A 13,800-nucleotide genomic window follows, 5' to 3' on the forward strand; every position below is an offset into this window, starting at 1 on the left:
ATGTCTTATTGTGGACACATGTTTTAATGACGGGACTGAGATGATGTCGACCCCCGCCGAACGCCTCGCCGCCCTCCGCAGCGCCCTGGCCGGGCTCCAGGTGGATGGCTTCCTCATCCCCCGCTCGGATGAGCATCTGGGCGAATATGTGCCCCCCTCGGGTGAGCGCCTCGCCTGGCTCAGCGGCTTCACCGGCAGCGCTGGCCTCGCCATCGTGCTGCCAGACCGCGCCGCCATCTTCACCGATGGCCGCTACACCACGCAGGTGGTGGCCGAAACCGACGGCGCCCTCTGGGAACGCCGGCACCTGACCGAGGCGCCGCCCGAAGCCTGGCTGCGCGAGCATGCAGAGGGGCTGACCATCGGCTATGACCCCTGGCTGCACAGCGAGGCCTTCCTGAAGCGCCTCGCCGGGGTTGAGCTGGTGGCGCTTTCACCCAATCCGCTGGATGGCGTCTGGGCGGAGCGGCCGGCCCCCCCCACGGCGGCCGTGCTGCCGCATGGCCTGGACCGCGCCGGCCAATCGCCCGAAGCCAAGCGCGAGGCGGCGGCGGCCCTGCTGCGCCAGTCGGGCGAGGATGCGGCGCTGCTGGCGGATGCGCATTCCGTCGCCTGGCTGCTCAATCTGCGCGGCGCGGATCTGGCGCACACGCCCGTGCCGCTGGCTTTCGCGCTGCTGGGTGCCGATGCCTCGGTGCGGATGTTCCTGCATGCGCCGGAGCGCGTGCCGGAAGCGACGCGCGCGCATCTGGGCAATCGCGTTTCGATCGAGCCGCGCGGCAACCTGCCGCGGGCGCTGGGCGAATTGGCGGGAAAATCCGTGCGGGTGGACATGGATGCGACCCCCGCCTGGTTTGCCGCCACGCTGCGCCAGGCCGGCGCGCGCGTCGTGACCGGCGAGGATCCGACGCGCCTGCCACGCGCCACCAAGAACCCCACCGAGCAGCAGGGCGCCCGCGAGGCGCATCGGCGCGATGCGGTGGCCGTCGCCAATTTCCTCGCCTGGTTCGCCCGCGAGGCGCCAGGCGGTGGCCTCTCCGAGGTTTCGGCCGCCGAGCGCCTGCTGGATGAGCGGCGGCGGGTCGTCGGGTTTGTCGCGGAGAGCTTCCCCGCGATTTCAGGGGCCGGCGAAAACGGCGCCATCGTGCATTACCGCGCCACCGCCGCGACCAACCGGACGATTCACGCCCAGGAGTGCTATCTGATTGACAGCGGCGGGCAATATCCGGACGGCACCACGGATATCACCCGCACGCTCTGGACCGGGCCGGGCCCGGCACCCGGGGCGCTGCGCGCGCGCTATACGGCGGTGCTGCGGGGGCATATCGCGCTGGCCACGCTGCGCTTTCCGGCCGGTGTCGCGGGGCCGCATCTGGACGCCATCGCGCGGCGGCCGCTCTGGGATGCGGGGCTCGATTATGATCACGGCACGGGGCACGGCGTGGGGAGTTTTCTCTCGGTGCATGAGGGGCCGGTCGCTTTCAGCCGGGCGGCCAAGACCGTGCCGATCCAGCCCGGCATGATCCTCTCGGATGAGCCGGGCTATTACCTGCCGGGGCATTACGGCATCCGCATCGAGAATCTGCTGCTGGCCCGCGCGGCACCCATGCAGCCCGACCAGGCCAAGCCCTTCCTGGAGTTCGAGACGCTGACGCTGGCGCCCTATTGCCGCGCGCTGCTGGAGCCGGGCCTGCTGACGCCCGCCGAGCGGGATTGGGTGAATGCCTATCAGGCCCGCGTGCTGGCCGAGATCGGGCCGCTGCTGGAAGCACCGGTGCGGGCCTGGATGGAACAGGAATGCGCGCCGCTCTGAGAGAATGCTTGCAACGCCGGACGGCTCGGCCGCGCCGGTCTTTTCCGCCCTTGCCGCGCGGCCCGGCGCGCTGATGCCACCGGCGGCACCCGGTGCCTTGCGGGTGCCAAAAAAATCCCTCGCGCCTGAGCAGCCCCCAGCATTCGCCAACGATCTCTGCGCAGGGCGTCGGCGGGATGCGGCGCGGGATTGGCGAAGAGGCGGGCGGCGCCCGGGCTGCCTCAGCGATAGGGCACGGTGGCCAGGGCGTTATGGGGTGAGCCGTCAATCAGCCGCGTGCTCCAGGCCAGGTAGACCAGCATGTTCTGGCCCTCATCCACGAAGCGGTGCACGCGGGTTTCCTTGAAGAACAGGCTGGTCGAAGCCTCCCAGACGCGCTCCCCCCGCTCGCCGCGGCGCAGCGCGGGGGTGATGGTGATGGGCCCCGTGGCGGTGCAGGCCAGGGCGAAGCGCGCCGGGTCCTCGGCCATGCCCACCATGCCGGCAAAGCCGCCGGTGCGCGCCTGGCTGATATAGCAGGCCACCCCCGGCACCTCCGGATCGGTGAAGCGCTCCACGACGACGCGATGGCTGCGGGTGAGCCCCAGATTGGTGATGGCCGTGTTGACATGGCCGATCTCGGTCGTGTCGTCGGCCCAGGCCAAGCTTGGGGCCGCGACCGGGGCGATGATGAGCAGGGCAAGCAGGGTGAGGGCGTGGCGCATGCAACGGCAACGCGCAGGCCGGGGGCGGGTTGCTCAGCCGAGGCCGGCCATCTCCCGGAACTGGATTTCGCTCAGCACGGTGACGCCAAGCTCCGCCGCCTTGGCCGCCTTGGAGCCGGCATCGGCGCCGACCACGACGAAATCGGTCTTTTTCGACACCGACTTCGTGACCTTCGCCCCCAGCGCTTCCGCTCGCGCCTCCGCCTCCTGGCGGGAGAGCGTTTCGAGCGTGCCGGTGAAGACCAGCGCCTTGCCGGCAAAGGGATTTTCGCCCGCCTCGATCACCGCCGCATCCTCGGGCGTCACTTCCGCCAGCAGGGCGTCGAGCGCTTCGAGGTTATGCGGCTCGGCGAAGAACTCCACGAGCTCGGTGGCGATGGCCGGCCCGATGCCCTGGATGCTGCCCAGCTCCTCCCGCGCCTCGCTGCCGATGATGCGGGCGGCTTCCATCTTCACGCGCAGCGCGCCAATGGAATGGTAATGCCGCGCCAGCAGCTTGGCGTTCTGCTCACCGATGCGGCGGATGCCCAGGGCGAAGAGAAAGCGCTCCAGCGGCGGGTTGCGGCGGGCGGCGATGGCGTCGAACAGCTTCTGGGTCGAGAGCCTGCCCCAGCCCTCCAGCGCTTCGAGCTGTGTGGCATGGGTGTGCAGCCGGAAGATCTCGGCCGGGCTGCCCAGCAGCCCCATGGCGTGCAGCGTCTCGATCCGCTCCTCGCCCATGCCCTCGATGTCCAGGCAGCGGCGGCTGACGAAATGGCGCAGCCGCTCGACCGTTTGCGCCGGGCAGATCAGACCGCCGGTGCAGCGGCGCACCACATCGTCATTCTCGCGCACGGCATGGCTGCCGCAGGCCGGGCAAAGCGTGGGAAAGGCGTAGGGCGGGCCGCGATCCGGCCGCCCGGCATCCACCACCTCCACCACCTGCGGGATCACATCGCCGGCGCGTTGCAGGATGATGGTATCGCCCTCGCGGATATCCTTCCGGGCGATCTCATCCTCATTGTGCAGTGTCGCGTGGGTGACGGTGACGCCGCCGACGAAAACGGGCTCCATCACCGCGCGCGGCGTCAGCGCCCCGGTGCGCCCCACCTGGATTTCGATACGCAGCAGCCGGGTGCGCGCCTGCTCGGCCGGGAATTTCCAGGCGATGGCCCAGCGCGGCGCCCGGCCGACAAAGCCGAGCCGCGCCTGCCAGTCCAGCCGGTCCAGCTTGTACACCACGCCATCAATCTCATAGGCGAGGGAAGGGCGCTCCCGCCCCAGCCGCGCCTGGAAGGCGACGGGGGTTTCGCTCAGCAGATCCGTGGCACCCTCGCGCAGCGGGGTGGAGAGCGGGTTCACGCGAAAGCCCCAGCGCTTCAGGGTTTCCAGCCAGCCGTGATGGGTCGTGGTCGGCACCTCGCTCGCCTCGCCCATCGCATAGGCGAAGAGCTTCAAGGGCCGCTGCGCCGTGATGCCGGGGTCGAGCTGCCGCAATGAGCCGGCCGCCGCATTGCGCGGATTGACCGGAATGGTGACGGCGGGGCCGAGCTTTTCGCCACGCGCCTTGCGGGCCTCGCGCTCGGCCAGGGCGGCTTCCTGCGTGGCGCGGAACGCCTCGAAATCGGCGCGGTCCATGAAGACTTCGCCGCGGATTTCGATCAGCGCCGGGCAGGGGGCCGGCAATTCGCGCGGCACATCGGCGAGGGTCAGCAGGTTGGCGGTGATATCCTCACCCTCCGCCCCATCGCCGCGCGTGGCCCCTTTCACGAAACGGCCATGTTCGTAGAGCAGGTTCACGCTCAGCCCATCAATCTTGGGCTCGGCGATGAAATCCAGCGGCTCGGTCTCGGCCAGGCTCAGGAAGCGGCGGATGCGGGCGGCGAATTCCGTGAAGTCGCTTTCAGCGAAGGCGTTGTCCAGGCTGAGCATGGGGGCCAGGTGGCGCGATTTGGCAAAGCCCTCGGCCGCCTGGCCGGAGACCTTCTGCGTCGGGCTGTCGGCGCGCAGCAGGGCCGGGTGCTCGGCCTCCAGCGCGCGCAGGCGGCGCATGAGGGCGTCATATTCGGCATCGCTGATGCTGGGCGCGTCCTGCTCGTAATAGCGCCGGTCATGCTCCGTGATCTCGGCGATCAGCCGGGTGATTTCGGCTTCGGCGCTCTCGCTCACGCGAGGCCATCCAGCAGGCTCGCCGCCGCCGCCCGGGCCGCTTCCGTCACCACTTCGCCGGCCAGCATGCGGGCGATTTCCTCGCGCCGGGCGGGCGCATCCAGCGGCAGGACGCGCGTCTCCGCCTTGCCGCCGCGCACCGCCTTGGCCACCTGCAGATGCTGCGCCCCACGCGCCGCCACCTGCGGCGAGTGCGTGACCACCAGCACCTGCAGGCGCTCGGCCACGCGCGCCAGGCGTTCGCCCACCGCTGCCGCCGTCGCACCGCCAATCCCGGCATCCACTTCGTCAAACACCAGCGTCGGCACGGGTGAGCCGCGCGCCAGCACCACCTTCAAGGCCAGCATGAGGCGCGAAAGCTCGCCGCCCGAGGCGATCTTCACCAGGGGGCCGGGCGTCTGGCCCGGATTGGTGGAGACCAGCAGCGTCACGCGGTCCATGCCATCCGCACCCCAGGCGCTGTCCTCCCGCGGGGCGACCTCTATCACGACCCGCGCGCGGTCCAGCTTGAGCGGCGGCAATTCGGCGGCCAGCGCCTTTTCCAGCCTGGCGGCCGAAGCGCGCCGCGCGGCGGTGAGCGCCTCGCCAGCCTTCACGTAATCCGTGCGCGCCGCCTGCCGCGCCGCCTGGAGCGCCGCCACGCGCCCCGTGCCGGCATCCAGCGCCGAAAGCCGCTCGCGCAGGTCATTCAGATGGCCGGAGAGTTCCACCACCGCCACGCCATGCTTCCGCGCGGCCGAGCGCAGCCCGTAGAGCCGGTCCTCCAGCACCTCCAGCCGGCGCGGATCGGGCAGGGCATCCACCGCCAGGCGCTCCAGCAGGCGCTCCGCCTCGGCCAGCGCATCCTGCGCCTGGGTCAGGGCGGCGAGTGCGGGCTGGGCGGATTCATCATGTGACGCCCCACCCACCCCCGGCAGGCGCTCCAGCGCGCGCGCCGCGCTGCGCAAGGCATTGCCGGGATGGGCGGAGCGCCGGTCACGCGGCTGAATCTCGGCCAGCGCGCTGGCGATGGCCTCATTGCGGCGCTCGGCCTGCTGCAGCCCTTGCCGTTCCTGGGCGAGGCGCTCCTCCTCTCCATCCTCGGGCGCGAGGGTGGAGAGTTCCTCCACCGCATGGCGCAGCCATTCCTCATCGCGCAGCGCGGCCGCCACGGCGGCTTCCGCCTCGGCCAGCGCGGTCTCGGTGCTGCGCCAGCCGCGAAAAGCCGTGGCCACCTTGCCGCGCGCCGCATCATGCGCGCCGAAGGCATCAAGCAGCGCGGCATGGGTGGCCGGGTCCGCCAGGCCCACCTGGTCATGCTGGCCCTGCACCTCGACCAGCGTGGCGGCGAGGCGCTTGAGCAGCGCCACCCCCACCGGCTGGTCATTGACGAAGGCGCGGGAGCGGCCATCGGCCTGCAGCACGCGGCGCAGCACCAGTGTATCCTCGCCCTCCATGCCCTGCTCGGCCAGCAGGGCGAAGGCCGGATGCCCCTCGGGCGGCTGGAAGACGGCGGCGACACTGGCTTGTGGCTGGCCCGCGCGCACCAGCCCGGCCTCGGCCCGCATGCCCAGGGCAAGGCCCAGCGAATCCAGCAGGATGGACTTGCCCGCCCCGGTCTCGCCGGTCAGGACGGAGAGGCCCGGCCCGAAATTCAGGTCGAGACGCTCGATCAACACCACATCGCGGATGGAAAGGGAGGCGAGCATGCGCCCGCCGTCAGCGCTGGGCCGCCGCGCCCGGCATCAGGCGCAGGGCGGGCAGCTTGGGGCGTGCCTGCCAGCGCAGGGCGGGCTGGCGGGGAAGGCGATACTCCTGGGCATGTTCAGCAAGTCCTGACGACCGGAACATGCTTCAAAAGACGCTGTTCCAGGTCCGCCGGAAGAAGCCCGGCCGGTCCTGCGGGGCCATGGGGGCGCCGGGCGTCAGCATCGCATAGCTGTCCTGATACCAGGCATTGCCGGGGAAGTTGTGTCCCAGCACGGAGGCGGCGCGCGCCGCCTCATCCCGCAGGCCGAGCACGAGGTAGAGCTCCGTCAGCCGGTGCAGCGCCTCGGGCACGTGGTTGGTCGTCTGGAAATCCTCGACCACGCGGCGGAACCGGCCGATGGCGGCGCTGTAGAGGCCCTGGCGCTGGTAGAAGCGGCCGATATTCATCTCGCGCCCGGCCAGGTGGTCCCGTGCCAGGTCCATCTTCAGGCGGGCATCGCGCGCATAGGCCGTGTTCGGGAAGCGGTTGGCGACATCCTGCAGGGCCTGCAGCGCGACTTCCGTCCCGCGCTGGTCCCGCTGGCTATCAGCGATCTGCTCATAGAAGGCGAGCGAGCGCAGGTAATAGGCATAGGCGATGTCACGATGCGCCGGGTGCAGCTGGATGAAACGGTCCAGCGTGCCGATGGCCTCGGTGTAGCGGTTGCGCATGTATTCGCCATAGGCGGACATGATCTTCGCGTTGGTCGCCCAGGTGGAATAGGGGTGCTCGCGCTCCAGCGTCTCGAAGAGCTCGACGGCCTGGGCATAGCGCTGGGCTTGCAGCGCCTCGATCCCGGCGGCGTAAAGCGATTCGGGCGAGCGATCCGTCAGCGCGGCGCTGGGGGCGGAGCTGCGGAACAGCCCGCCGGCCGTGCCATCCCATTGGGATACGCCGCAACCGGCGAGGGGCAGCATGGCGACTGCGAAAAGGAGGGCACGCATCAAGGGGGGCATGGGTAATTTCAGCTCCGATCGGAGCGCTCTATACCACGGGAGCCGGCGCTGCGCACAAGGGGCGCCCCTTGCCGGGCCGGCATATGGTTTCAGGCCGCGACGAGCTTGCTCGTATCCGCCATGGCGTGGTTGCCCACGGCGCGCCAATTGGCGCGGTCGCTGAAGAGGGCGCGCAGCAACTCATTGTTCAGCGCATGGCCGGAGCGATGCCCGGAGAAGCGCCCGGCGATGGGCGCGCCGGCGAGGGCGAGATCGCCCACCACATCCAGCAGCTTGTGGCGCACGAATTCATCGGGGCGGCGCAGCCCGCCGGGGTTGAGGATCATCGGGCCATCCACCACCACGGCATTGGCCAGGCTGCCGCCCTGGGCCAGGCCGGCGGCGCGCAGGCGGGCGACATCCTCGGCCAGGGTGAAGGTGCGGGCATCGGCCAGTTCGCGGCGGAAGCTCTCGACAGAGACGCGCAGGGAGAGGCTCTGGCGGCCGATGGCGGTTTCGCCGAAATCAATGGTGAGGGCCGCGTCGAAGGCGAATTCCGTGTTGGGGGCGAGTTCGGCGAAGGCGCCGTTGCTGTCCTCGACGCGCACATGGCGCAGCACTTCGATGATGCGGCGGGGCGCGAAATGCTCGGCCGTGCCGGCGCAATCGATCAGGAACAGGAAAGGGGCGGCGGAACCGTCGAGGATGGGAACCTCGGGGCCATCAAGTTCCACCACGGCATCATCAATGCCCGCGGCCGCCAGGGCCGCCATCACATGCTCGATCGTGCCGACGCGCGCCGCGCGGTCGCCGGGCAGGCCGATCTGGGTGCACAGCCGGGTTTCGACGACGAGGTCATGCTGGGCCGGAATGTCGAGGCCGAGGTCGCTGCGGTGAAAAATGATGCCCGAGCCGATCGGCCCCGGGTGCAGGGTCAAGGAAATGGTGCGGCCGGAATGCAGGCCCACCCCGCGGCAGGAGATGCTGCTGGCCAGCCGGCGGCGGACCAGGGCGGAACCCAGCGTGCCATAACCCGGCACTCCGTAGCCCATCGCGGCGTAGCCGTTCGTCAATGGAGCGAAACCATCCATGTGTTGAGTAGCCCCCGGTTTGACCGGACGGATGCTCCCCAGCACCGCGTCCGGCAGGATGTGTGACAGCATGGGTGACGCGTTGCCAGTCAAGGGTTGTTTCTCAATGTTTCGTCATAACCATCTGAAAAGAAACGAAAATTAATGGAGCGTTTCGTGCCCGAAATTTGCCATTTTCGGTACGGGTCGCTTTCCCTTGCTGCGCGGCAGCACGGTCTGGCCGCGCCGGCGCGCCGTTTTCCGCCAAATCCCTGGCGCGCGGGAGGTATGCGCCGCGCGCGGGGCGTGTCGCGCGGATTCGCGCGATCCAGCGTGCCGCTGGGGGAAGCAATAGCCCCGCGCGACCACGCACAGGGCCAAGCATAATTCACCCATGGGGGCCTTTCTTTGGCCTGGATGCGGGACCACAACACGCGCATGGATCGTCGCTCTCTTCTTTTTCTTCCCGCATTGCTGACGGCGGCGCCGCTGGCCGCCCAGACGCCGCCCGCGCTGAGCGACGCCGACCGCGCCGCGCTGACCCGCATCGAGGCGTATTTCAACGCCATGACCACCTTGCGCGCCCGCTTCCTGCAGATCGCGCAGGGCGGCGGCGCCGCCGAGGGCACGGCCTGGATCTGGCGCCCGGGCCGCATGCGCTTCGAATATGACCCGCCGGAGCCCACGCTCCTCATCGCTGCCGACGGCCAGTTCTTCCATTATGACCGGCAGTTGCGGCAGCCCACCATCGTGCCGCTGTCCTCTACGCCGCTCAGTGTCCTGCTGCGCAACCCGCTGCGGCTCTCGGGCGACATCACCGTGGCGGGGCTGGAACGCTCGGGTGGATTGCTGCGCGTCACGGTCCATCGCACCGGCCAGGCGGCGGAAGGGCAGATCCAGCTTGTCCTGGAGGAGCAGCCCATGGCGCTGCGGCAATGGGTGGTGCTGGACCCGCAGGGGCGCAGCACGCGCGTCACCCTCACCCAGGCGCAGACCGGCGAGCGCTTCGATCCTTTCCTTTTTGCCTTCAACGATCCGCGATTCCGCGAGGAACTTGAGCAGCAGAGATGAAATTTCGACGCGAATCGGGTCCGATTGCCTTGAATCCGCCGCATCCTCTTGGTTTGTTACGGCGATGCGACCGATCATTGGCATCTCCTGCTGCGTGAAAGCCTTCGGGATCTTCAACACGCCCAACCACGCCGCCTCCGACAGCTATGTCCGCGTCGTGCTGGGCCCGGTGGGCGGGGTGCCCATCCTGCTGCCGGCGGCGGGCGAATCCCTGGCTCCGCAAATCCTGCCCCGCCTGGACGGCCTCATCCTCACCGGCAGCCGCAGCAATGTCTGGCCCGGCCATTATGACGGGCCGGAACATGCCGAGGGGACGCCCGAGGATCAGCAGCGGGACGCCACCACCTTGCCGCTGATCCGGGCCGCCATCGCCCAGGGCGTGCCGCTGCTGGCGATCTGCCGTGGCATGCAGGAATTGAACGTGGCGCTGGGCGGCACGCTGGACCAGCGCATCCAGGACCTGCCCGGCCGCATGGACCATTCCACCCCTTCCGATCAGCCCATTCCGTTGGTGCGCACCGGCAAGGCCCATGCGGTGCGCCTCGCGCCCGAGGGGCTGCTGCATGATCTGGCCGGCCGCACGGACATGCCGGTGAATTCGCTGCACAACCAGGGCGTCCAGCGCCTGGCCCCGCGGCTGGAGGCGATGGGCTGGGCGCCGGATGGCACCGTCGAGGCCGTTCGGGTCCGCGAAGCGCCCGGCTTCGCCTGGGGCGTGCAATGGCACCCGGAATATGACTGGGAGCGGGACGCCTTCAGCCGCCGCATTTTCGAGGCCTTCGGCGCCGCCTGCGCCACCCGTTCCGGGACCGGACAGATTCGCCAGGCCGCCGAGTAGCCTAACGCCACATCCCGAGTCGATTGGGCTTGGCTTCTGCCGCTTGCCGGGGCTATAGTCTTGCCGCTGGCGGTGGTTCATCCGCTGGTGGACGCTCCGATTCCCCCAATCGGCTCGCCCGACCTTTCCGATCGGAAGTATGAACAGTACGGGCGCCCGACCACCCCCCTGGTCGGGCGCTTTTCTGTTTCCGGGCCCGCTCGTTCAGGCTGCGCCGTTGCGCGGGCGATGCGGTTCCACAGTGGGCTAAGCTGGTCTAGACCTGCGGCGAATTCCTGAAGGAGCGCCCCGTGCCCGACTACGTCATCTCGCCCCCCGCCATTTCCGCCGTCCCCATCCAGGGCAGCAACGCCATGTTCCCGGTCCGCCGCATCTTCTGCGTGGGCCGCAACTATGCCGAGCACGCGATCGAAATGGGCAGCGACCCGACGCGCGAGCCGCCCTTCTATTTCACGAAGCCCGCCGATGCGCTGGTGATCAACGGCGCCGACATGCCCTACCCGACCGTTACCAAGTCGCTGCATCACGAGATGGAGCTGGTGGTGGCCATCGGCATCGGCGGCAAGAACATCGCCATCGCCGATGCGCTGAAGCATGTCTGGGGCTATTGCGCGGGCCTGGACATGACCCGGCGCGATATCCAGAACGAGGCCAAGAAGACCGGCCGCCCCTGGGATATGGGCAAGGGCTTTGACCTCTCGGCCCCCATGGGCACGCTGATCCCCGCCGCCGGGTTTGACCCCTCCCGCGGGAAGATCGAGCTGAAGGTGAATGGCAAGGTCACCCAGACCTCGGATCTTTCGAAGCTCATCTGGTCCGTCCCCGAGGTGATCGCCAACCTGTCCGAGCTGGTGGAACTTGCCCCTGGCGACCTGATCATGACCGGCACCCCCGAAGGTGTGGCCGCCGTGGTGCGCGGCGATGTGCTGGAAGGCTTTGTGGAGGGCCCCGGGGGCACACGGCTCGAGGTGCGGACGAAGATCGTCTGACTCAGCGCCCGGGCTTTGTTGCCCGGACCCAAGGCATGGGGCCGGGCCAAAGAAGGCGAGGCGGATGGAGGCGAGGATGACGCGTCGCGGATGTTGGCTGGTGCTGGGCGCCCTGGTGCTCGCGCTGCCGCCCTGGGCCGCCGCTTTGGCCGAAACATCGCCACGGGCATGGCCGGTGGCGGGGCAGGGCGGCGATGCCGCCTGGCGCGAGGCGGATCGGGCCAGGCGGGAAATGCAGCGCCAGCAACGTGTCGTGGATTGCCAGAATCGCGTCCTGGCGCAGCAGAGCCGATTTGCCTCCCAGGCGGATTTCCTGCGGGCGCGCCAGGCCTGCGCCACCACCCGATAGCGAGGCCGCTGGGGCCTGTCGGCGGGCGCGCCGCATCCCGCGCGGATCAGGCATATTCGGCGGGTTCGCGCCGGTCTCCGGCCCTTGCCGGTGCGGCGACACGCTGCCTCGAAATTCATGCCATCGGTCAGTGCGGGCTCATGATTCCCGCCAGGGTGGGTTGATCCAGCGCCGCCAGCACCGGATGCGGACCAAAGCGTTCGCCCATGGCCGCTTCCAGCAAATTCAACGCCCCGGTGAGCAAGGGGGCCGGCGTGTGGCTCGCCCGTGCCATCGCGTCCAGGAAGGTCAGGCCGAGGCCGGTTTCGATCAGCGGGCGCGGTGGGTCGGCCAGGCCGCCCTGTTCGGTCACCAGCGTCGCGATCCCGGGCAGCCCGCCCCGGCCAAGGGCGAGGCAGACCGCATCGCGCTCGGCCGCCAGCGCCAGCAGCAGGCGGCCCAGCCCATGGGCTTGGCCCGCCGGCGCGAAAAGCCGGGCCGCTTCGATCAGGGCGCCTGGCTCGGCAAGGCCGGCGGCGAGAACATCCGCCAGCAGCTCCACCGGCAGGCCGAACAAGGCCTCCGCCAGTACCGCCAGCCCGGGTGCCGCCGGCATGGGCAGGGCGCCGAGCCAGAGGCGCGGGCGCAGCGCGGTGATGGCGATCACCCCATCCGCGTCACGCCGGGCGAGGATCGGGGGGGCGGGCAGCGCGCCGATGCGCGGCGCGATCCCGCGCGCGGCCATGAGTTGATGCAGCAAGGCCGGCGCCAGCCCGCCCGCCGGTGCGAAGAGGATGTCTGGCGCGCCGATCAACGCCCCGGCCAGGCGTTGCAGGATGGGCAGCAGGGCCGGTTCCGGCAGGGCGATCAGGATCAGTTCGGAAAGCTCGGCCGCGCGCCAGAGATCCGCCGCGACATGGATCTTCCAGCGGCCTTCCAGCGCGCCGCGCGTCGCGATCTCGCTGCCCAGATGGCGCGTGCCGCCGCCGCGCGGCGACCAGAGCGAGACCGCATGGCCGCGGGCCGACATGATGGCCGCCATGGCACTTCCTGCCGGCCCGGCTCCCAGAACAGCGACCCTCATCCCCAGAACCCCCTGAAGGGGCCAAACTGCGCCGTCAGCACCCCGCGCCGCAACCGGTGTCACGCAGGATTCGCCAAGCCGTCATTGCCCTGTTGCGGAACGCGCGATAGCCAAAGGACATGAACACCGAAGCGCAGACCATGCTCGCCGCCTCCGTGGCGCATGACGCCAAGCCCAAGGCGCGCCGCATGAAGCGCGGCCGGCCGCTGCGCTTCCAGCCACGCCTGCCCGGGCAGATCTGGAATGACGTGCTGGGCGATCGGCCGCTCGGTGGCCGGCTGCGGGCCTTCCGCCGCATCTTCACGGCGGTGCTGTTCACGCTGTTCTGCATCCCGATCCAGGCGGTGCTGGTGCAGTTTTCCGGCCCCGCCAAGAACAGCTTCGCGCGTTTCTACCACCGCACGCTGTGCTGGCTGATCGGCCTCAAGCTGCGCGTCATCGGCACGCCCTGCCAGCAGCCGCGCACATTGTATGTGTCCAACCATTCCTCCTGGCTGGATATCCTGGTGCTGGGCGCCACGCTGGATGCGCGCTTCGTCTCCAAGGCCGAAGTGGCGGCCTGGCCGCTGATCGGCTGGGTGTCCAAGCTAGGGCGTTCGGTCTTCGTCAGCAGGAGCCGTGGCCGCACCGGCAGCGAGGTGCAAGATTTGCGCGCGCGGATCGAGGCGGGGGACAGCATCATCCTGTTCCCGGAGGGGACCACGAGCGATGGCGCGCGGGTGCTGCCCTTCCGCTCCTCGTTTTTCTCCGTGGCCGATGCGGCGGAGCGAATCCAGCCGCTGGCGCTGGTCTATGACCGTCTGGGCGGGCTGCCCGTCGGCCGGCGGGACCGCCCGCTTTTCGCCTGGTATGGCGATATGGAGACCGGCAGCCACGCCTGGAAGCTGCTGCGCCGCACCGGGACCCGGGTGACGGTGGTGCTGGATGAGAGCTTCGCGCCCGGCACCGTGCCGGACCGCAAGGCCCTGGCCGCCCGGCTTGGCCGCTCCATCACCGAGACGGCGGCCACGCTGCGGCAAAATCGCGATGTGGCCCGGCCCATGGGCGGTTGAATCCGCTTGACCCATACGGCGCCGGTTTGACAGCGTGAC

Annotated in this window: 12 protein-coding genes; 6 read left to right on the plus strand and 6 right to left on the minus strand. The window is 69.7% G+C overall.

Annotated elements, in window-relative coordinates:
• Positions 1-40: 40 nt before the first annotated feature.
• Positions 41-1,813, plus strand: coding sequence for an aminopeptidase P family protein (locus LHU95_RS05130; protein ID WP_248710308.1), 1,773 nt, complete (start codon positions 41-43; stop codon positions 1,811-1,813).
• Positions 1,814-2,034: 221 nt separating this feature from the next.
• Here the strand turns inward: LHU95_RS05130 and LHU95_RS05135 are convergent, their stop codons facing one another.
• The 5 genes from LHU95_RS05135 to lpxC form a co-directional block, all read right to left on the minus strand.
• On the minus strand, positions 2,035-2,517 hold the full coding sequence (locus tag LHU95_RS05135; protein ID WP_248710309.1) for a CreA family protein: 483 nt from the start codon (positions 2,515-2,517) through the stop codon (positions 2,035-2,037).
• A gap of 33 nt (positions 2,518-2,550) precedes the next feature.
• Positions 2,551-4,641 (minus strand): NAD-dependent DNA ligase LigA, encoded by a 2,091-nt coding sequence (gene ligA, locus LHU95_RS05140; protein WP_248711502.1) that lies wholly within the window; start codon positions 4,639-4,641, stop codon positions 2,551-2,553.
• Positions 4,642-4,661: 20 nt separating this feature from the next.
• The gene (gene recN, locus LHU95_RS05145; protein ID WP_248710310.1) at positions 4,662-6,353 is read right to left on the minus strand and encodes a DNA repair protein RecN; all 1,692 of its coding nucleotides are present in this window, start codon (positions 6,351-6,353) and stop codon (positions 4,662-4,664) included.
• A 145-nt stretch (positions 6,354-6,498) separates the two neighbouring features.
• Positions 6,499-7,350 (minus strand): outer membrane protein assembly factor BamD, encoded by an 852-nt coding sequence (locus tag LHU95_RS05150; protein ID WP_248710311.1) that lies wholly within the window; start codon positions 7,348-7,350, stop codon positions 6,499-6,501.
• 89 nt (positions 7,351-7,439) lie between these two features.
• The gene (lpxC, locus tag LHU95_RS05155) at positions 7,440-8,420 is read right to left on the minus strand and encodes a UDP-3-O-acyl-N-acetylglucosamine deacetylase (protein WP_349292665.1); all 981 of its coding nucleotides are present in this window, start codon (positions 8,418-8,420) and stop codon (positions 7,440-7,442) included.
• 417 nt (positions 8,421-8,837) lie between these two features.
• On the opposite strand from lpxC, the gene LHU95_RS05160 reads away from it, so the two are divergent.
• The 4 genes from LHU95_RS05160 (at position 8,838) to LHU95_RS05175 (ending at position 11,646) form a co-directional block, all read left to right on the plus strand.
• Positions 8,838-9,470, plus strand: a complete 633-nt coding sequence (locus LHU95_RS05160; protein ID WP_248710312.1) for an outer membrane lipoprotein carrier protein LolA — start codon at positions 8,838-8,840, stop codon at positions 9,468-9,470.
• A 64-nt stretch (positions 9,471-9,534) separates the two neighbouring features.
• Positions 9,535-10,308 carry a gamma-glutamyl-gamma-aminobutyrate hydrolase family protein gene (locus LHU95_RS05165; protein ID WP_248710313.1) on the plus strand — a complete coding sequence of 258 codons (774 nt, stop codon included), beginning with the start codon at positions 9,535-9,537 and terminating at the stop codon, positions 10,306-10,308.
• Positions 10,309-10,598: 290 nt separating this feature from the next.
• Positions 10,599-11,297, plus strand: a complete 699-nt coding sequence (locus LHU95_RS05170; protein WP_248710314.1) for a fumarylacetoacetate hydrolase family protein — start codon at positions 10,599-10,601, stop codon at positions 11,295-11,297.
• A gap of 76 nt (positions 11,298-11,373) precedes the next feature.
• Positions 11,374-11,646: a hypothetical protein gene (locus LHU95_RS05175; RefSeq protein ID WP_248710315.1), complete on the plus strand. Its 273-nt coding sequence runs from the start codon at positions 11,374-11,376 to the stop codon at positions 11,644-11,646.
• A gap of 127 nt (positions 11,647-11,773) precedes the next feature.
• Here the strand turns inward: LHU95_RS05175 and LHU95_RS05180 are convergent, their stop codons facing one another.
• Positions 11,774-12,709: a hypothetical protein gene (locus LHU95_RS05180; protein WP_283094291.1), complete on the minus strand. Its 936-nt coding sequence runs from the start codon at positions 12,707-12,709 to the stop codon at positions 11,774-11,776.
• 119 nt (positions 12,710-12,828) lie between these two features.
• Here LHU95_RS05180 and LHU95_RS05185 point away from each other — a divergent pair, with 119 nt between their 5' ends.
• Positions 12,829-13,761 (plus strand): lysophospholipid acyltransferase family protein, encoded by a 933-nt coding sequence (locus LHU95_RS05185; RefSeq protein ID WP_248710317.1) that lies wholly within the window; start codon positions 12,829-12,831, stop codon positions 13,759-13,761.
• Positions 13,762-13,800 lie beyond the last annotated feature (39 nt).

The organism is Sediminicoccus sp. KRV36, from assembly GCF_023243115.1.
Taxonomy (GTDB): Bacteria; Pseudomonadota; Alphaproteobacteria; order Acetobacterales; family Acetobacteraceae; genus Roseococcus.